Source organism: Mesorhizobium ciceri WSM4083 (genome assembly GCF_000519305.1).
GTDB classification, from domain to species: domain Bacteria; phylum Pseudomonadota; class Alphaproteobacteria; order Rhizobiales; family Rhizobiaceae; genus Mesorhizobium; species Mesorhizobium ciceri_B.
The window spans coordinates 1,019,710-1,036,217 of sequence record NZ_KI912610.1; the positions used below are offsets into that span (position 1 = coordinate 1,019,710).

Consider the following 16,508-nt stretch of genomic DNA (forward strand, 5'->3'; position numbering starts at 1 on the left):
TCCTGAATCGGGTATGAAACCGATCGGCGCACATTGCCCGGCGCACGAAAATTCCAGCTGCGGCCCGGATGGCCGCGACGCGTCAGCCGCCCTTCGAGCAATCCGGCTTCGGTTCGCCCGGCAGCTTGCCGTCGGGATGGCCGACGAGATCGGGATTGGCGGTGTAGAGCTGGTCGATAACCAGCGGCCGGTCGGGCAGGATCGACTGGTCTTCCGTCGACATCAGCGTGGTGTCGATCTTCTGCAGGACCGCGCCGTCGGCGCCCTTGATGCTGATGGCAATCGCGTAGGGTTTGTTCTTGACGACGCAGGTCAGTGCCGGGCTCTCCAGCGTCACCTTGTCGAGCTTCGGCCAGACCTTCTGCTCGACCAGCAGAGGTGCGCCGCCGGCGGGATCCTGGAAGCTGGCGACCGCCACCTGGCCCTCTCCCATCGGCTTCAGCGGCCGCAGGGTCACCACATAAGTCGCCCTCGCGAGGCGATAGTTGAAGACGAATATCTTGCCAGAAATCTCGAACAGCTTGCCTTCGTCATTGCCGGTATCGCGGCAGGCGCCGAGCGCAACGGCCACGATGAGCGCCGCGCCAACAAGGATCGAACGGGAAAGGCCGCTACGCATTCCTGACCTCATTTTCCGCCATGCGACGGCGGCGATAGTGACGGCTTGCCTTCTGACGGTTGCCGCACACCGCCATGTCGCACCAAAGGCGGCTGGAATTGCGGCTTCTGTCGACGAATAGCCAGGTGCAGTTGGGACAGATCCTCAGCCTTGCGACGGTGTCGTCGCGCAGAAGCGATAGCGCCGAAACCGCCAGCGCCGCCTCGAAGGCGATCGGCGTCAGGGGATCACCGAACGGCCTTCCCGGCGCACCGATCTCGGTCCGGCTGCCGGCAAGGCCAACGGCGCAGGCTCTCAGGAACCCGGGCAGATCAGTGGTGGCGACCGCACCCTTCGAGGCCGCTCCACGAAACAGCCGGTCCGTCGCCTCGCGGATCGACAGCACGACGGGCGCGATCGCCGCCGCCGAGGATACCGCCAGCGGCCTGTCGCCAAGTTCGGCGGCGCGAAAGCGGCTCGCCGCGTCGGCGAAGCGGGCAATCTCGGCCGGATCGTCGAAGCGGTCGAAGGTTCGCTCCGGATCGCCGCGCAGCACGACGGTGTTCGCCGTGTCGAGCGCAAGCAGGCCGCCGGTGAAGCGGTGCAGGGTCCAGGATACCGTCATTCCGAAAATCTAACCGATAAATCGTATTTGACAAGTTAGATTCAGCGATGCAGTTTCTCTACAGGCGCGGACTCCGTTGCCTTTGTTTTGAGCATGTCGTTGGCCAGGACCGCTTCACACTTTGGGCGGCATGCTTCGAGGTTTTGCATGCTCTATTTCTTCCAGCAGGTGTTGAACGGGCTGCATTCGGGCGCGCTCTATGCGCTGCTCGCCTTTGGCTATGTGCTGACCAACGGCATCCTGCACCGCACCAATCTCGCCTATGGCGCGTTGTTCGCCTTTTGCGGCCAGACGATGATCCTGACCGCGGCCTTCGGCTATCAGGTGCTGTGGCTGACGCTGCTGGCGGCGGTGGCGCTCGGCGTCGTCGCTGCGTTCCTCTATGCCGCGCTGATCAGCCACGTGCTGTCGCGCAGTGTCTTCGAACCTTTGGCCGATCGCACGCCCAATGCAATCGTGGTGACGACGCTCGGCATCCTGCTGCTGCTGTCCGAAGCGAGCCGTATCGCCGCCGACACGCATGATCTGTGGCTGCCGCCGATGCTGGCGCAGCCTATGATTTTCGCGCAGGGCGCCACCTTCAAGGCAACGCTGACGCTCATCCAGATCATCGACTGCGCCGTGGTGGTGGCGGCAATCGCGCTGGCCAGCCGGGCCTTTGCCCGGTCGAGCTTCGGACGGCGCTGGCGCGCCGTCTCCGACGACCCCAAGGCAGCCGCGATGTGCGGCGTCGACGTGCGCGCGGTGTTCCGGCGCGCGGTGCTGTTCGGCGGCTTCTGCGCCGCACTGGCCGGTGTCATGGCCGGGCTTTATTATGGCAATGTCAGCTTCGGCTCGGGCCTCGTCTATGGACTGAAAATCCTGTTCGTGACGGCGGTCGGCGGCTATCTCTCGCCACCGCGCGCGGCGCTCGGCGCGGCCGCCTTCGGCATGGCCGAATCGCTGTGGGCAGGCTACTTCCCGGTCGAGTGGCGCGACGCGTGGATGTATTTGTTCCTGGTCACGACGCTGATCCTGATCGGCGCCGGCCGCGACACCGGCAAAATCGCCTGAAAACGTCAGACTTTGGTTGCATGACGCCAGGGCAGATCGCCGCTATTGGGCACTGTCTGCCATGCGATGATATTTGCTGCCTCTATCCTTGTTGACCCGTCAGTCCACGCGCGGCATACCGTTGGACCACACGGCGTGACGGACAAAAAGGGGGAAGCCGGCACGCCTCCGGTACAGGGAGGAATGCATGGCAGGGCTGCTCGCTCTATCCAGGACTATTGATCGCGCCAACGAATTCATCGGCAAATGGATATCGTGGCTGATCCTGCTGGCGATCCTGGTGAGCGCCGCCAATGCCATTATCCGCAAGGTGTTCGACATTTCCTCGAACGCCTGGCTCGAGCTGCAATGGTATCTGTTCGGCGCCGCCTTCATGCTGGCCGCCGCCTATACGCTGAAGCAGAACGAACACATCCGCATCGACGTCGTCTACGGCCTGTTTCCACGCCGCGTGCAGCACTGGATCGACCTTTTCGGGCATGTCTTCTTCCTGATGCCGTTCGTGACGCTGATGGTGATCTATTTCGTTCCCTATGTGTCGCTGTCGTTTCGCAGCGGCGAGATGTCCAACAATTCCGGCGGCCTGATCATCTGGCCGGCCAAGGCCATCCTGCTCGTCGGTTTTTTCCTGCTCGCGCTCCAGGGCATCTCCGAGATCATCAAGAAGATCGCCATCATGCGCGGCAACATGGACGACCCCAATCCCTTCATATCGGTGCATGAGCAGGCCGAACTCGAAGCCAAGGCGCTGGCCGACGAGGTGCGTTCGTGATGGAGTTCATCGCGCAGAACATGGCGCCGATCATGTTCGCCTCGCTGATCATTTTCCTGCTGATCGGCTACCCCGTCGCTTTTTCCTTGGCCGCCAACGGCTTGATGTTCTTCTTCATCGGCGTGCTGCTGTCGCCTTATTCCGGAGGATCGATCAACCTCGCCTGGCCGCTCCTGCACGCATTGCCGGATAATTTCTACGGCAGCCGGGTGATGTCGAACGACACGCTGCTGGCCATCCCGTTCTTCACCTTCATGGGCATCGTGCTCGAGCGATCGGGCATGGCCGAAGACCTGCTCGACACGATCGGTCAGCTGTTCGGGCCAATCCGCGGCGGCCTTGCCTATGCGGTGATCTTCGTCGGCGCGCTTTTGGCTGCGACCACCGGCGTGGTGGCGGCTTCCGTCATCGCCATGGGCCTGATCTCGCTGCCGATCATGCTGCGCTATGGCTATGACCGCCGGCTCGCATCCGGTGTCATTGCCGCCTCCGGCACGCTTGCCCAGATCATCCCGCCGTCACTGGTGCTGATCGTGCTTGCCGACCAGCTCGGCCGCTCGGTCGGCGATATGTACGCGGGCGCGCTGATCCCGGGCCTCGTGCTCACCGGCCTCTATATGTCCTATATCCTGATCATGTCGATCATCCGGCCGAACTCGATGCCGGCGCTGCCGCTCGAGGCCCGTACCCTCGGCCATGGCGTGATGTCGCTGCTGGTGGCTTTGCTGGTCACATCAGCGGTTTCCTATGCAGCATATCGTTATCTGGCGCCGGCGCATGGCGACAATGCCGACATTCTCGGCGCGACCGCCGGGGTGCTGTTCATCTACATCGTGGCCATTGCCGACAAGCGCCTGAACTTCAACATGATGTCCAGGCTGGCGCAGCAGGTGATCATCGTGCTGATCCCGCCACTGGCGCTGATCTTCCTGGTGCTGGGCACCATCTTCCTGGGCATCGCCACGCCGACCGAAGGCGGCGCCATGGGTTCCGTCGGCGCCTTGTTCATGGCGGCGGCAAAGGGGCGCTTGTCGCTGGACGTCGTCAAGCAGGCACTGGCCTCGACGACAAGGCTTTCGTCCTTCGTGCTGTTCATCCTGATCGGCGCACGGGTGTTCTCACTGACCTTCTACGGCGTCAACGGCCACATCTGGGTCGAGCACCTTTTGACGTCGCTGCCGGGCGGCGAGGTCGGCTTCCTGATCGGCGTCAACATGCTCGTCTTCTTCCTCGCCTTCTTCCTCGACTTCTTCGAATTGGCGTTCATCATCGTACCGCTGCTGGCGCCCGCCGCCGACAAGCTCGGCATCGACCTGATCTGGTTCGGCGTGCTCCTTGGCGTCAACATGCAGACCAGCTTCATGCACCCGCCCTTCGGCTTCGCGCTGTTCTACCTGCGTTCGGTGGCCGCGCGCGTGCCCTATCTCGATCGTCTCACCGGCAAACAAATCGCGCCGGTGACCACCGGACAGATCTATTGGGGCGCGGTGCCCTTTGTCTGCATCCAGGTGATCATGATCGGGTTGACCATCGCCTTTCCGCAAATGGTGATGCACTACAAGGGAACGACTGTCGATCCGGGCACCATCGACTACAAGGTACCGGAGGTGCCCGGCCTGTCACCGCTCGGCACACCGCCGGCGGATGGAGCGGCGCCCGCTGGCGGCGGCACGGCGCCGGCAGCTCCCGATCTTTCGCAACCGCCCAGTTTCGGCGATCCGGCACCGGCAAAGCCGGCAGCGCCACAGCCCGACCTGTCGCAACCGCCAAGCTTCAACTGAACCGGCATGGTCAAGACCATGAAAGCGGTGCGGCTGGAAGCGGTGGGCGGCATCACGCTGCGCGACGTCGACATGCCTGACATCGGTGCGGATGAGCTGCTGGTGCGCATCGAAGCCTGCGGCGTCTGCGGCACGGATCGGCATCTGTTTCACGGCGAATTTCCGTGCACGCCGCCGGTGACGCCCGGCCATGAGTTCTCCGGTATCGTCGAGGCGATCGGAAAATCGGTCTCGGGTTTTGCCATCGGCGATCGTGTCACCGGCGACCCCAACATCGCCTGCGGGCGCTGCGCGCGTTGTCACGCGGGACAAGTCAATCTCTGCAGCAATCTGCGCGCCATCGGCATTCATCGCGACGGCGGCTTTGCCGAATATCTTGCCTTGCCGCAGAAGCAGGCTTTCGTCCTGCCTGCGAGCCTCGATCCCATGCACGGTGCCTTCTGCGAGCCGCTCGGCTGTTGCCTGCACGGCGTCGACCTTGCCGGGATCAAACCCGGCAGCTCGGTGGTCGTGCTTGGCGGCGGCGTGATCGGCCTGCTCACCGTACAGCTGGCAAGATTGGCGGGAGCCACGACCATCATCCTGTCGACCAGGCAAGCTTCGCGGCGCGCGCTGGCCGAGAACCTCGGCGCGACGGTGACGACCGATCCAACCACCGCCGATGTCATCGATGCCATCGCCGGACCGGCGGGGCTGATGCCAGGCGGTGTCGACGTCGTCTTCGAATGCGCGGGCGTGCGCGAGACCGTCGAGCAGTCCATGCGGCTGGCCCGCGCCGGTGGCACGATCGTCATCGTCGGCGTAACGCCGCAAGGCATGAAGGCGGAATTCGAGCCGTTCGACCTGTTGTTCCGGGAACTGAAGGTGCTGGGTTCCTTCCTCAATCCCTACACCCATCGCCGCGCCGCCGAACTCATCGCTTCCGGTGCGATCGAGATCGACAGGCTGATCTCCAGGCAGGTATCGCTTGAAGAAGCGCCAGCGGTGATCGCCAATCCGCCGGCGCCCGGCGAGGTCAAGGTTCTGGTGGTGCCGCGCCGAGGCTGAACCGCCGGCTTCGCCTCCTGGGACATACAGAAAAGCTCCCTGAGCGGGTTCCGCCCAGAGAGTTTTTGAGCAGAAGTCCGGCCGACTACAGCTTGCCGTTGCGCTGCTGGACCATCATGAAGGTGTCGTAATTGTATTCGGCCACCTGCGCCCAGAGATAATGCTCCTTGCGGAAGCCCTTGATCGATTCCCAGATCTTCTTGAACGGGGCGTTGGAGGCTTCCATTTCGGTATAGACCTCGTTGGCCTTTTCGAAGCAGGCGGCCATGATCTCCTGGCTGAACGGGCGCAGTTTCGCGCCGCCGGCTACCAGCCGCTTCACCGCCGCAGGATTCAGATAATCGTATTTCTGCAGCATGTTGGCGTCGGCCGCCTGTGCGGCAGTGCGCAGCAGCGACTTGTACGTCGGCGAAAGTTCTTCGTACTTCGCCTTGTTGAACATCAGGTGGACGGTCGGACCGCCCTCCCACCAGCCGGGATAATAATAATAGGGCGCGACCTTGTAGAAGCCGAGCTTCTCGTCGTCATAGGGACCAACCCATTCGGCCGCGTCGATGGTGCCTTTCTCCAGCGCGGGATAGATATCCCCGCCGGCGATCTGCTGCGGCACGACGCCGAGCTTCTGCACCACCTTGCCGGCAAAACCCCCGATTCGCATCTTGAGGCCGGAAAGGTCGGCCACCGTGTTGATTTCCTTGCGGAACCAGCCGCCCATCTGCACGCCGGTGTTGCCGCCCGGCAGGCCGAAAAGGCCCTGCGTGGCGAGGAACTCGTTGAACAGGTCGATGCCGCCGCCGTGGTAATGCCAAGCATTCATGCCGCGTGCGTTGAGCGAAAAGGGAACCGCCGCACCGAGCGCCCATGTCGGGTCCTTGCCCCAGTAATAATATGCCACCGTATGGCAGGCCTCGACCGTGCCGGCCGTGGCGGCGTCGGCGGCCTGCAGGCCAGGCACCAGCTCGCCGGCAGCAAAAACCTGGATCTGGAAATTGCCGTCGGTGGCTTCCGACAGCATCTTGGAAAAGACCTCGGCGCCGCCATAGATGGTGTCGAGCGACTTCGGGAAGGACGACGCCAGCCGCCATGTCACCTTGGGATTGGACTGCGCGATTGCAGGCGCCGCCAGCGTGGCCGCCGCGGCCGCGGCACCTACGCCGGTGGCACCGGCCTTGCGAATGAATGAACGACGATCCATGAAGTTCCTCCCTTTTGGATCAACAGGCCGACGCCAGGAAATCCTCGGTTTCCGTGTCGGTTCGTTCGAGACAATACACAGGCAAGAAGTCGAGTCCAGCAGGCCGGCCCGATTTGACGGCGAAGCCCGGCTGCCCTGCAACTATAGTCTAACAGGCCATTTCGTGGCCCATGCGACACGTTGAAACTTGGCATGGAAAAATGCCCGGCGATGGCCTATTTTGCAGGCAGGACATCCTTGCCCAGATGGAACATAGAGCCAAAATGCACCAGCCGCTCGTCGCCATATCGACCGACGTCCGTCAGTTCGACAACTACACCTGGCATGCAGCCCCACAACAATATCTGGAAGCGGCGATCACCGGCGCCGGCGTGTTCCCGGTGCTGGTGCCATCGTTCGGCGATCGGCTCGATTTCGACGAACTTCTATCGTCGGTCGACGGCGTCATGGTCACCGGCTCGAAATCCAATGTGCACCCCTCGCTCTATGGCGGCGACGCCAGCGAAGCCAATGGCCCCTATGATCCGGCGCGCGACGCCACGACGCTGCCGCTGATCCGCCGGGCGATCGAACGCGGCGTGCCGCTGCTCGCCATCTGCCGCGGCATCCAGGAATTGAACGTGGCGTTGGGCGGCACGCTCGGCGCCGAGATCCAGGAGCGCGAGGGCTCGCTCGACCACCGCGCGCCGGTGAGCGACAAGCAGGACGAACGCTTCGCCATCCACCAGACCATTTCGATCAAACCTGACAGTTGCCTGGCCGGCGTGTTCGGTGCCGGCGACATCAAGGTCAATTCGCTGCACCGCCAGGCAATCGACCGGCTCGGCTCGAAGCTGCAGGTCGAGGCCGTCGCCACCGATGGCACGGTCGAGGCGGTTTCGGTGCGCGACGCCCGCGCCTTCGCCGTCGGCGTGCAATGGCACCCGGAATACTGGGTCAAGTCGGACAGCAATTCGGTGAAAATATTCCGTGCCTTCGGCGATGCTGTTCGGCTGCACGCCGCAGCGAAGGCCGGCGCGCGGGCCGCGGCGGAATAATCAGTCGCCAGATTTTTTGTCACCGGTGGCCGCCAGCGACAGCAATGGTAGCGCCGGGGCATAGGATTCGTAGCCGTCGCCATCGGCAGCCGCGAAGGTGACGATCGGATCGGTGCCATTGGCGCTGAAGGCGACCGTGCCATCGTTTTGCTCGCGCCAGAACTTCGCCTGCTCTATGCCCGGCAAGAGCCGGCGGCATTTGGGAGCAACGGTGAGCAGCGACAAACCGTCCGAAATTTCGGCCCCGCGGCTGACTGCACAGACCGCCTCATCGCCATTGGCGACCAGCCTGTAGCTGTTGGACGGGGCGGCCTCGTTGGCCACGCTTTCACGGCTGCCGCCATGAAACAGCTGGATGCCACCAAACAGCGCCGCGGCAGCGATCAATGCGGAAAGTGCTTTCATCATTCTTCATCCACGTACACGGACAGGTTGAACAATGATTCCAAAGCGTTAAGCTGACGTTAATAAGTGTGGCAGCGCCGCTCCTGATATCAACGGATGTCGACGACGAAAGCGTCGGCCTATTGCGGGACTGCTAACGAATAGCGATCTGAAAGGAGCTTGAAGAGCCACTCCCGCTCAACATCGGTGGCGGCTGAGGCAAGTTCGACCCTCTGGGCACCCGCGTCGACTGTCAGGCGGTTGCATGTATCGCCCTCGCGTAGTTTCAGCGATTTGAGCTGCGTCCGATCGATCTTGAGTTCGGTTCGTTTCGTCATCAAAGAGGGCCATGCCGGGAAGGACCTGGAGCTAGGCATCTTGAACGGGGGAACTCCCGGATCATAGACGAGCCCAGCAACCTCCAGCTTCATCATTTCAGGCACGGATCTCTGGAAAACGCGACGAACCGTCAGCACCGCAAGGAGGCCCCCGATCGTCCAGGCACAAAGCCAGAATACGAGAAATGCCGTTCCTCCGCCAACCGGCATCGTCATGATCTGGTGAGCGGCGGAAATCTCTCCGAAAGCCCAGCCGCCAAGCCAGAAAAGCATGAAGACGCCTACCATATAGGTGGCGGCGGGCGGTTTTGGGTACGGGATCGAAACGACCTGCTCCCGGCCACTGGTTGCGACCGAGATAGTGGAATTTTCGGGCGGCTTCAAAGCCATCGGATTTGCCTTTTGGCTAGCCTCGACCCTTCACATGCGCCGTCTCGGGCACCGGGGTCAGCGGACGGCGTTCGGTGAACCAGGACACCAGATTGTCGACGCAGAGATCCGCCATGGCGCGGCGGGTGTGGTCCGAGGCCGAGCCGACATGCGGCAGCAGCGAGGTGTTGGGCGCGTCGAGCAGCGCCTTGGGCACATTCGGTTCGTCGGCAAAGACATCGAGGCCGGCGGCGGCGATGGTGCCGTTGGCGAGTGCTGCCGCGAGCGCCGCCTCGTCAACCGTGCTGCCGCGGCCGATGTTGACGAAGACGCCGTTGGCGCCAAGCGCCGACAGGATCTCGGCATTGACCGCCTTCTCCGTCGAGGCGCCCCCCGGCGCGACCGAAATCAGCGTATCGACGGCTTCTGCAAGCCCTTTCAGGGTCGCATGGTACTGGTAGGGAAGACCTTCGACACGGCGCCGGTTGTGGTAGGCGACCGGCAAGCCAAAAGCTTCCAGACGCCGGGCGATGGCCTGCCCGATGCGGCCCATGCCGAAAATGCCCACACTGCGCCCGCGCAAGGTCAGCCGGCTCAGCGGATAGTTGCCCTTGCGCACCCAGCTGCCGTCACGCAACCAGGTTTCGGCGCGCGGCAGGTCGCGGATGGTGTTGATCAGCAGCCCGATCGTGGTGTCGGCGACCTCCTCGGTCAACACGTCGGGCGTGTTGGTGACCATGATGTTCTTTGCCCGGGCATGGACGACATCGACCGAATCATAGCCGACGCCGAAGGAGGCGATGAGCTCGAGGTTGGGCAATGCATCCATCATCGCCGCGTTGATGCCGGCGAACGAAGCGATGCCACGCACGTTGCTGCGCATCTCGTCGGTGACCAGGGACGGATCGGCGCGTTCTATTCTGACACGCCTGAACGTACGGTTGATGCGGTCGACCGCATGGTCGTTGAAATCGCCCGGCACCAGGATGGCGACGGTCTGCAACTGTTCGGCCTTGGTCATGCACGCTCCACCGGCTTGCCGGTCGACTGACGCACATGCAGTTCCGGCTTGATCAATTCCTGCGAGGGCCGCACCGTCTGGCCGTTGAGCTTGTCGAGCAGCGCGCTGGCGGCGCGGCGGCCAACCTCGCGCTGGCCGTTCCAGACTGTGGTCAGCGCCGGCGTCGCGATCGCCGCCTCTTCGAGGTCGTCATAGCCGGTAACGGAGATGTCGACGCCGGGTACAAGGCCGGCACGGGCAATGCCGTTCATCAGGCCGATGGCGACAAGGTCGTTCCAGCAGCAGGCAGCCGTCGGTCTGTCCTTCAGCGCCAGGAACTGTCCGGCGGCCTCGAAGCCGGCCTGCTTGGTGCGTGGGCCGGCGATGCGCCATGACGGCCTGACTTCCAGCCCGGCCGCCTCCATCGCGTTGACATAGCCCTGGTAGCGGTCACGGCCGGTCGAGGTCTGGTCGGTGCCGCCGATCATGGCGATGCGCTTGTGGCCGAGCGAGATCAGATGGTTGGTGGCGAGGCCTGTTCCATAGGAGTCGTCGCCGCGAAAGACCGGCACGTCGGCACCCTCGACGGTGCGCGCGATCAGCACAGCCGGCAGGCCGTTCTCCTCGGCCATCAGGATGTCGGAAGCCGGCGTGCCGATGGCCGGCGACATGATCACGCCGTCGGCGCCGAGCTGCAAAAGCGTATCGATGAAGGTGCGCTGCTTTTCGAGCTGATCATAATGATTGGACAGGATGAAGGTCTGCCGGCTGCGGTCGAGCTCGCTTTCGATCGAGCGCAGGATCTCGGCGAAGAACGGGTTCATGATGTCGTGGACGACGACGCCGACAATGCCGGAACGCGAGGTGCGCAGGCTGGCGGCGCGACGGTTGTAGATATAGCCGATGGCCCGGGCATGTTCCTTGATGCGGTCACGCGTGGTCCCCGCAACCAGAGGGCTGTCGCGTAGCGCCAGCGAGACCGTGGCCGTGGACACGCCGAGCGCATCCGCGATCGTCGAAAGCTTGATTTTTTGTGCCAGCGACGTGTGCTCCCCGGACCTGAATTTCCAGACCTAAACTGTTTAAAGGCGGCGTTATGCCACCGATCGGGAGCAAATCAAAGTTTTTTTGCCAACGCTTCGGCCTCGACATCCGAGGCCGCGCGGCTCCGCAGCCGAAGCCTATGCTCGCGGTGGACGATGTAGAGGCCGCTGGCGACGATGATGGCGGCGCCGACCAATGTCCAGCGGTCGGGAAACTGCTTGAAGACGATCCAGCCAGAAATGATCATCCACACCATCTGCGAATAGGGATAGGGCGCCAAAGCCGTGGTTGTCGCCAGCCGGTAGGCCTGGACCAGCAACCAGTGGCCGACGGCGCCGAACACGCCGAGCATGAGCAGCACGAACCAGTGCCAGCCGTCATGCGGCAGGGAAAACGAAAACGGCAGCAGAGGCAAAAGCAGCAGCGCCGGCGCCAGCGCCGAAAACAGGATGAGGCTCTCCGACGTCTCGGTCGCCGACATGCGGCGCGTCATGATGACGTAGAAGCAGTTCGACAGCATCGAGCCGAGCGCGAAGAGATGTCCTATGCCGAAAACCCCGACGCCTGGCCGGGTGATGGTGAGGACACCGGCAAACGCCGCCAGGATCGCCAGCCAGCGCCGCCAGCCTGCCCATTCGCCAAGCAGCGGACCGGCCAGCGCCGTGATCACCATCGGCCCGAAGAAATAGATCGAGGTGGTCTCGGCCAGTTGCAGGGATTTGAGCGCCAGGACATTGAATATGGTCGATCCGAACAGGAACGCGCCACGCAAGATATGCGCCGGCAGGTTGACTGGACGAAACCGCACCGGTTGGCGCCAGCCGCGCAGCAGCGTGCCGACCAGCACCACATGCACGGCAAAGCGCACCCAGGCAACGATCAGCACGGAAACGCCGGCAAGCACGAGGTATTTGCTTGATGTGTCGAGGAAGGTGAAGCAGACATAGGTGGAAAGCATGCACAGGATCGCCACCGGGGGCGTCGCGCTTTCTACATGTCTTTGGGGAGCACTCACTTGAAGGCCGGGTGGGAAGCTGGGCTGGAGCCCACCTTTGCGGGAATTGCCGGCTCGCGGCAAGCCAATTGTCGGCCGTCGCCACGCCAAAGCCGGCTGGCACAACAAGAGCCGCCGGCAGGCGTAGTGTCCCAGGCTAGGCGTGCATGCGGGCGCCCTTGGTGATCTTGTCGACCAGCTTCTTGTCGGCGCGAAGCGCGATGCCGACCATCTTGGCGTCTTCAGGCGCGAATTCGGCGAAGACGGCACGATTGGCCGCGTCAAAGCCGGTCGCGAACATCTCCTCGACATAGAGCGAGGTCGTCACGCCGCGCTCCAGGGTGCGCCGGTGGATGGTGCCCAGCGTTGCCTGGTCGGCGGACAGCACGATGACCGGCTGGATCGACAGCGGATTGTAGAGATTGCCGGCGCGGTCACGATAGGGTTCGCCGATGATGTCCGGAAACTGCGCAACGATGCCGCTGGTGAGGAAGGCCGTGACGTTGAGTTTCTGCCAGACCGGCAGATCCTCCCGGAGCACGATTGCAAATTTCGTATCGAACATGAGAAAATAGGCCATTCGAGGTTGCGCCCCGGTTTCGGGACTGAAGGAGACGATGTCGCACGATCTAGACAGCCAGGCCTTCAAGGGTCTTGGACGTTTGTGCGTCGATGCGGCGGAAAACTGCATCATCTCTGCCTCCGACCCCGCTGGCATGGAGCGGATCGAGGCGCGTTTCCATGGCAGCGCGTTCGATCTGCATCGCCACGACACCTACTCGATCGGGGTGACGCTGCACGGGGTGCAGACGTTTCGCTATCTCGGCGCTGCGCGCCACAGCCTGCCCGGCCAGATCATCGTGCTTCATCCCGACGAGTTGCACGACGGAGGTGCCGGCACCGAGGACGGCCTGCGCTACCGAATGCTCTATCTGGAGCCGTCGCTGATGCTCAATTGCCTCGGCGGCGCTTCGCTGCCTTTTGTCAGGGATGGCGTGGTGACGGACGCCGCCTTTTGCGCAACGTTGCTTTCGGCGCTGGGGCCGCTGGAGCAGGAACTCGACGAGCTGTTCGTCGACGACTTCCTGGCGCAACTGATGCAAAGCCTGACACGGCATGGCGGCCGGTCGGCGAAGCCGATGACCAGGACGGCGTGGCGGGCGGTGGCACTGGCGCGCGACTATCTCACGGAAAACCTGAACCGGCCGGTGCGTTCCGGCGAACTGGAGGCGATAACCGGGCTCGACCGCTACGCCTTGTCACGGCATTTCCGCGCCGCTTTCTCCACCAGTCCGCATCGCTTCTTGGTGATGCGCCGGCTTCAGCGTGCACGGCGGATGATCGCCGCCGGCGAACCGTTGGCGCAGATCGCGGTCGAAGCCGGCTTCAGCGACCAGAGCCATTTCATCAGGCAATTCAAGAAGGCGTTCGGCATGACACCGGGACGCTGGTCGTCGCTGATCCAGGGCTCTGCCGCAGCGGCTTGATCGCCTGCCGCGACAATCTGCCGGTCAGTCGTCCGACTCGGCGTCGTCGTCGATGAGCACCAGTTCCTCGTTCGAGAGGTTGGCCTCGATGCGGGCAAGCAGTTTGAACAGCGACTTCTGGTCCTTCTTGTCGAGGCCCTTCAGCGCCTGCTTTTCGGTCTTCTTCACCGATTTCTCGATGGCGTGGATGATGTCGCGGCCTGTATCGGTGAGGAAGATATGGGCCTGGCGGGCATCGGCCTCCGAGGCGCGCTTCTCCAGGAAACCCTGGGCCTGCAGCCGGTTGATGGTCTTGGTGATCGTCGGCGGGCGCACGCCGAGGCGTCCGGCAAGATTGCCCGGCGTCTGGCCATCCTCGCGGTCGAGCGCCAGCATGATCTGGTCCTGGCCGGCATAGAAGCCGTGCGCGAGAAGCCGCGCCGCCAGCGCGGTTCTTGCCAGCCTTGCCGCCGAATGCAGCCGGCTCATTGTCGCAGTCTTGTCCGCCTTGGCCATGGTCATCCCTCTTCGGCCGTACCGGTGCGGGCAGCATAGAGACAGCCGGCCGGTTGGCAATCGACGATCAAAAAGATTCCGGAGCTTCAAACAGCTTTGCCGGCAAGCATTGTGGTGTCCGCCGTGGCTAATGCCAGATGTTTATTTCAGTTAGATGACAAACGAATTCGCGGCCGGAGTTTTCGTCGCGAGCAGAGGGTGGAGTGACCGCCGCTCAGCCGGGCTTCACCGCCACGATCATCAGCGCCTGATAGGCATCCTCCAGCTCGCGCAGCGCGGCCTGCGATTGCGGTCCGGCCCGCCTGGCGATGCCGTCATGGGCGTTTGAAGTGTCGCGCTTGCCGGGCCGGTCATTGTAGGGCGCGACTGTGGTGAATATCTGCTCGCTGAGGCTGTCGGGGAAGAACAACTGTCCGGTCATCACCGAACTGTCGTTAGGGAAGATCTTGAAATGGATATGGGTGGTGCGGCCGCGATACCAGCCGGGATAGATCGTAGCGAAGGAAACGATGCCACTCGCGTCGGTCCTTTGCCAACCACGCAGGAAGGTCTGGCCCGATGTGTCGAGATCGCGGCCGTCACCCTGTCCGGGATAGCCGGAATAGGCGCCTTGCGCGTCGCAATGCCAGATGTCGACGCGGGCGCCGACAAGCGGGCGGCAGGCCGCATCGACGACCTGCAGCCGGACGTCAAGGGCAATACCTTTCTTGCCTTCGGTGACATCGGCACGTTCGAGTTTCGGGTCGAAATAGAACGGTCCCTCGGTCACTTCAGGCGTAATGGTGCAGACACCGGCGCCGTTTTCGAACAGAGCCAGTCCGGCATAAAACGAGGCCTGGGTAGCCGAAGGTTGGGCGGCTATCGCCGAGGCCGGCAGGAAGGCACCACCTCCGGCGGTGACCGCGATCAATCCGAGCGCCTGGCGCCGGCTCAATGAGAAAGAGGATGGCTTGCCGGACATATCTTGCCTCTCGAATTGGCCTTCCGCATCATGACTAGGCAATCACAGCGGCTCTCGCCAGTCAAAATCCGGCAATGCAGCAAGCCGGTTTGGCCCATCGGTTTGCCCCGTGCAAAAGCCCGGCGCACATCCTATATGGAACCGACAATCCCATTTCTTAGGCCGAATTTTCGCGGCCCAGCACTTTCGAGGCAAGCCATGAGCGACGTACAGACGCAGATCCCCGTAACCGTTCTCACCGGCTATCTCGGCGCCGGCAAGACGACGCTGCTCAACCGCATCCTGTCGGAAAACCACGGCAAGCGCTACGCCGTCATCGTCAACGAGTTCGGTGAAATCGGCATCGACAACGATCTGATCGTGGAATCCGACGAGGAAATCTACGAGATGAACAATGGCTGCGTCTGCTGCACGGTGCGTGGCGACCTGATCCGTGTCGTCGAGGGCCTGATGCGCCGCCCCGGCCGCTTCGACGCCATCGTCGTCGAGACCACCGGGCTGGCCGATCCGGTGCCGGTGGCACAAACCTTCTTCATGGACGACGACGTGCGCTCCAAGACCAGGCTCGATGCGGTGGTGGCGCTGGTCGACGCCAAGCATCTGCCGCTGCGGCTCAAGGATTCCAGGGAAGCCGAGGACCAGATCGCTTTTGCCGACGTCGTCGTGCTCAACAAGACCGACCTCGTCACATCAGAAGAGCTCGCCAAGGTCGAGGCGACGATCCGCGCCATCAATCCGGCCGCAAAGATCCATCGCACGACGCGAGCCGGCGTCGACCTGTCCGAAGTGCTCGACCGAGGCGCCTTCGACCTGTCGAGGGCGCTGGAAAACGACCCGCACTTCCTCGAGGCACATGACGATGACGATCATCATGACCACGACCACGATCATGACGGCCACGATCATCACCATCATGATCATGACGGGCACCACCATCACGCACATGCGTCCGACATCCATGATGTGACCGTGCAGTCGGTGTCGTTGCGCGGCGGCGAGATGGATCCGAAGAAATTCTTCCCGTGGATCGAGAAGATCACCCAGATGGAAGGCCCCAACATCCTGCGGTTGAAGGGCATCATCGCGCTCAAGGGCGATGATGAGCGCTATGTTATCCAAGGCGTGCACATGATCATCGAGGGCGACCACCAGCGCGCCTGGAAGGACGGCGAGAAGCATGAGAGCCGGCTGGTGTTCATCGGCAGGGAACTCGACGCCGAGCGGCTGAAGAAGAGTTTTGACGCCTGCCAGGCGGCTTGATTTCCAGACTTTATAGCGCTAGCGCTGCCCCTTCTTCCTTCTCCCCTTGTGGGAGAAGGTGGCCGGGC

At 62.9% G+C, this 16,508-nt stretch carries 18 protein-coding genes; 7 read left to right on the forward strand and 11 right to left on the reverse strand.

Translation table 11 applies throughout. The features are described 5' to 3' along the window. Window positions 1-82: 82 nt before the first annotated feature. Both MESCI2_RS1000000138635 and MESCI2_RS0130880 read right to left on the reverse strand, forming a co-directional pair. On the reverse strand, window positions 83-619 hold the full coding sequence (locus MESCI2_RS1000000138635; RefSeq protein ID WP_027039847.1) for a hypothetical protein: 537 nt from the start codon (window positions 617-619) through the stop codon (window positions 83-85). Beyond that, window positions 612-1,223, reverse strand: coding sequence for a CGNR zinc finger domain-containing protein (locus MESCI2_RS0130880; RefSeq protein ID WP_027039848.1), 612 nt, complete (start codon window positions 1,221-1,223; stop codon window positions 612-614). The genes MESCI2_RS1000000138635 and MESCI2_RS0130880 overlap by 8 nt, the downstream gene beginning before the upstream one ends. Before the next feature lie 147 nt (window positions 1,224-1,370). On the opposite strand from MESCI2_RS0130880, the gene MESCI2_RS0130885 reads away from it, so the two are divergent. The 4 genes from MESCI2_RS0130885 (at window position 1,371) to MESCI2_RS0130900 (ending at window position 5,876) form a co-directional block, all read left to right on the forward strand. After that, entirely contained in the window at window positions 1,371-2,276 is a 906-nt protein-coding gene (locus MESCI2_RS0130885) for a branched-chain amino acid ABC transporter permease (RefSeq protein ID WP_027039849.1), read from the forward strand. A 187-nt stretch (window positions 2,277-2,463) separates the two neighbouring features. Continuing rightward, window positions 2,464-3,048 carry a TRAP transporter small permease subunit gene (locus MESCI2_RS0130890; RefSeq protein WP_027039850.1) on the forward strand — a complete coding sequence of 195 codons (585 nt, stop codon included), beginning with the start codon at window positions 2,464-2,466 and terminating at the stop codon, window positions 3,046-3,048. Then, on the forward strand, window positions 3,048-4,829 hold the full coding sequence (locus MESCI2_RS0130895) for a TRAP transporter large permease (protein ID WP_027039851.1): 1,782 nt from the start codon (window positions 3,048-3,050) through the stop codon (window positions 4,827-4,829). Before MESCI2_RS0130890 ends, MESCI2_RS0130895 begins: the two co-directional genes overlap by 1 nt. Window positions 4,830-4,847: 18 nt before the next feature. Continuing rightward, on the forward strand, window positions 4,848-5,876 hold the full coding sequence (locus tag MESCI2_RS0130900) for a zinc-dependent alcohol dehydrogenase family protein (RefSeq protein WP_027039852.1): 1,029 nt from the start codon (window positions 4,848-4,850) through the stop codon (window positions 5,874-5,876). 85 nt (window positions 5,877-5,961) lie between these two features. Here the strand turns inward: MESCI2_RS0130900 and MESCI2_RS0130905 are convergent, their stop codons facing one another. Next, window positions 5,962-7,071 (reverse strand): TRAP transporter substrate-binding protein, encoded by a 1,110-nt coding sequence (locus tag MESCI2_RS0130905; RefSeq protein ID WP_027039853.1) that lies wholly within the window; start codon window positions 7,069-7,071, stop codon window positions 5,962-5,964. A 263-nt stretch (window positions 7,072-7,334) separates the two neighbouring features. Between MESCI2_RS0130905 and MESCI2_RS0130910 the strand changes: the two genes are divergently transcribed. Beyond that, window positions 7,335-8,108 (forward strand): gamma-glutamyl-gamma-aminobutyrate hydrolase family protein, encoded by a 774-nt coding sequence (locus MESCI2_RS0130910; protein WP_027039854.1) that lies wholly within the window; start codon window positions 7,335-7,337, stop codon window positions 8,106-8,108. Here MESCI2_RS0130910 and MESCI2_RS0130915 read toward each other — a convergent pair whose 3' ends face one another. The 6 genes from MESCI2_RS0130915 to MESCI2_RS0130940 form a co-directional block, all read right to left on the reverse strand. Further along, window positions 8,109-8,513 (reverse strand): hypothetical protein, encoded by a 405-nt coding sequence (locus tag MESCI2_RS0130915; protein ID WP_032901504.1) that lies wholly within the window; start codon window positions 8,511-8,513, stop codon window positions 8,109-8,111. Between the two features lie 119 nt (window positions 8,514-8,632). Then, window positions 8,633-9,220: a hypothetical protein gene (locus MESCI2_RS0130920; RefSeq protein ID WP_027039856.1), complete on the reverse strand. Its 588-nt coding sequence runs from the start codon at window positions 9,218-9,220 to the stop codon at window positions 8,633-8,635. Between the two features lie 16 nt (window positions 9,221-9,236). Beyond that, window positions 9,237-10,220 (reverse strand): 2-hydroxyacid dehydrogenase, encoded by a 984-nt coding sequence (locus MESCI2_RS0130925; RefSeq protein WP_027039857.1) that lies wholly within the window; start codon window positions 10,218-10,220, stop codon window positions 9,237-9,239. Next, complete coding sequence (locus MESCI2_RS0130930; protein ID WP_081738944.1) at window positions 10,217-11,239, reverse strand: LacI family DNA-binding transcriptional regulator; 1,023 nt, start codon at window positions 11,237-11,239, stop codon at window positions 10,217-10,219. Before MESCI2_RS0130930 ends, MESCI2_RS0130925 begins: the two co-directional genes overlap by 4 nt. Before the next feature lie 77 nt (window positions 11,240-11,316). Then, window positions 11,317-12,201 carry a DMT family transporter gene (locus MESCI2_RS0130935; RefSeq protein ID WP_032901434.1) on the reverse strand — a complete coding sequence of 295 codons (885 nt, stop codon included), beginning with the start codon at window positions 12,199-12,201 and terminating at the stop codon, window positions 11,317-11,319. A gap of 193 nt (window positions 12,202-12,394) precedes the next feature. Then, complete coding sequence (locus MESCI2_RS0130940; protein ID WP_027039860.1) at window positions 12,395-12,802, reverse strand: DUF2000 family protein; 408 nt, start codon at window positions 12,800-12,802, stop codon at window positions 12,395-12,397. Window positions 12,803-12,854: 52 nt separating this feature from the next. Here MESCI2_RS0130940 and MESCI2_RS0130945 point away from each other — a divergent pair, with 52 nt between their 5' ends. Further along, complete coding sequence (locus MESCI2_RS0130945; protein ID WP_027039861.1) at window positions 12,855-13,724, forward strand: AraC family transcriptional regulator; 870 nt, start codon at window positions 12,855-12,857, stop codon at window positions 13,722-13,724. 24 nt (window positions 13,725-13,748) lie between these two features. Here the strand turns inward: MESCI2_RS0130945 and MESCI2_RS0130950 are convergent, their stop codons facing one another. After that, window positions 13,749-14,219 carry a MarR family winged helix-turn-helix transcriptional regulator gene (locus MESCI2_RS0130950; RefSeq protein WP_013528223.1) on the reverse strand — a complete coding sequence of 157 codons (471 nt, stop codon included), beginning with the start codon at window positions 14,217-14,219 and terminating at the stop codon, window positions 13,749-13,751. Between the two features lie 214 nt (window positions 14,220-14,433). Next, window positions 14,434-15,180, reverse strand: a complete 747-nt coding sequence (locus MESCI2_RS0130955; RefSeq protein WP_027039862.1) for an intradiol ring-cleavage dioxygenase — start codon at window positions 15,178-15,180, stop codon at window positions 14,434-14,436. Between the two features lie 198 nt (window positions 15,181-15,378). On the opposite strand from MESCI2_RS0130955, the gene MESCI2_RS0130960 reads away from it, so the two are divergent. After that, the gene (locus MESCI2_RS0130960; protein ID WP_027039863.1) at window positions 15,379-16,440 is read left to right on the forward strand and encodes a CobW family GTP-binding protein; all 1,062 of its coding nucleotides are present in this window, start codon (window positions 15,379-15,381) and stop codon (window positions 16,438-16,440) included. Window positions 16,441-16,508: the final 68 nt, after the last annotated feature.

Excerpts from the sequence above, each read along its gene's own strand:
- MESCI2_RS1000000138635 (WP_027039847.1), bottom strand. The coding sequence starts at position 619 with ATGCGTAGCGGCCTTTCCCGTTCGATCCTTGTTGGCGCGGCGCTCATC.
- MESCI2_RS0130880 (WP_027039848.1), bottom strand. The coding sequence starts at position 1,223 with ATGACGGTATCCTGGACCCTGCACCGCTTCACCGGCGGCCTGCTTGCG.
- MESCI2_RS0130885 (WP_027039849.1), top strand. The coding sequence starts at position 1,371 with ATGCTCTATTTCTTCCAGCAGGTGTTGAACGGGCTGCATTCGGGCGCG.
- MESCI2_RS0130890 (WP_027039850.1), top strand. The coding sequence starts at position 2,464 with ATGGCAGGGCTGCTCGCTCTATCCAGGACTATTGATCGCGCCAACGAA.
- MESCI2_RS0130895 (WP_027039851.1), top strand. The coding sequence starts at position 3,048 with ATGGAGTTCATCGCGCAGAACATGGCGCCGATCATGTTCGCCTCGCTG.
- MESCI2_RS0130900 (WP_027039852.1), top strand. The coding sequence starts at position 4,848 with ATGAAAGCGGTGCGGCTGGAAGCGGTGGGCGGCATCACGCTGCGCGAC.
- MESCI2_RS0130905 (WP_027039853.1), bottom strand. The coding sequence starts at position 7,071 with ATGGATCGTCGTTCATTCATTCGCAAGGCCGGTGCCACCGGCGTAGGT.
- MESCI2_RS0130910 (WP_027039854.1), top strand. The coding sequence starts at position 7,335 with ATGCACCAGCCGCTCGTCGCCATATCGACCGACGTCCGTCAGTTCGAC.
- MESCI2_RS0130915 (WP_032901504.1), bottom strand. The coding sequence starts at position 8,513 with ATGAAAGCACTTTCCGCATTGATCGCTGCCGCGGCGCTGTTTGGTGGC.
- MESCI2_RS0130920 (WP_027039856.1), bottom strand. The coding sequence starts at position 9,220 with ATGGCTTTGAAGCCGCCCGAAAATTCCACTATCTCGGTCGCAACCAGT.
- MESCI2_RS0130925 (WP_027039857.1), bottom strand. The coding sequence starts at position 10,220 with ATGACCAAGGCCGAACAGTTGCAGACCGTCGCCATCCTGGTGCCGGGC.
- MESCI2_RS0130935 (WP_032901434.1), bottom strand. The coding sequence starts at position 12,201 with ATGCTTTCCACCTATGTCTGCTTCACCTTCCTCGACACATCAAGCAAA.
- MESCI2_RS0130940 (WP_027039860.1), bottom strand. The coding sequence starts at position 12,802 with ATGTTCGATACGAAATTTGCAATCGTGCTCCGGGAGGATCTGCCGGTC.
- MESCI2_RS0130945 (WP_027039861.1), top strand. The coding sequence starts at position 12,855 with ATGTCGCACGATCTAGACAGCCAGGCCTTCAAGGGTCTTGGACGTTTG.
- MESCI2_RS0130950 (WP_013528223.1), bottom strand. The coding sequence starts at position 14,219 with ATGGCCAAGGCGGACAAGACTGCGACAATGAGCCGGCTGCATTCGGCG.
- MESCI2_RS0130955 (WP_027039862.1), bottom strand. The coding sequence starts at position 15,180 with ATGTCCGGCAAGCCATCCTCTTTCTCATTGAGCCGGCGCCAGGCGCTC.
- MESCI2_RS0130960 (WP_027039863.1), top strand. The coding sequence starts at position 15,379 with ATGAGCGACGTACAGACGCAGATCCCCGTAACCGTTCTCACCGGCTAT.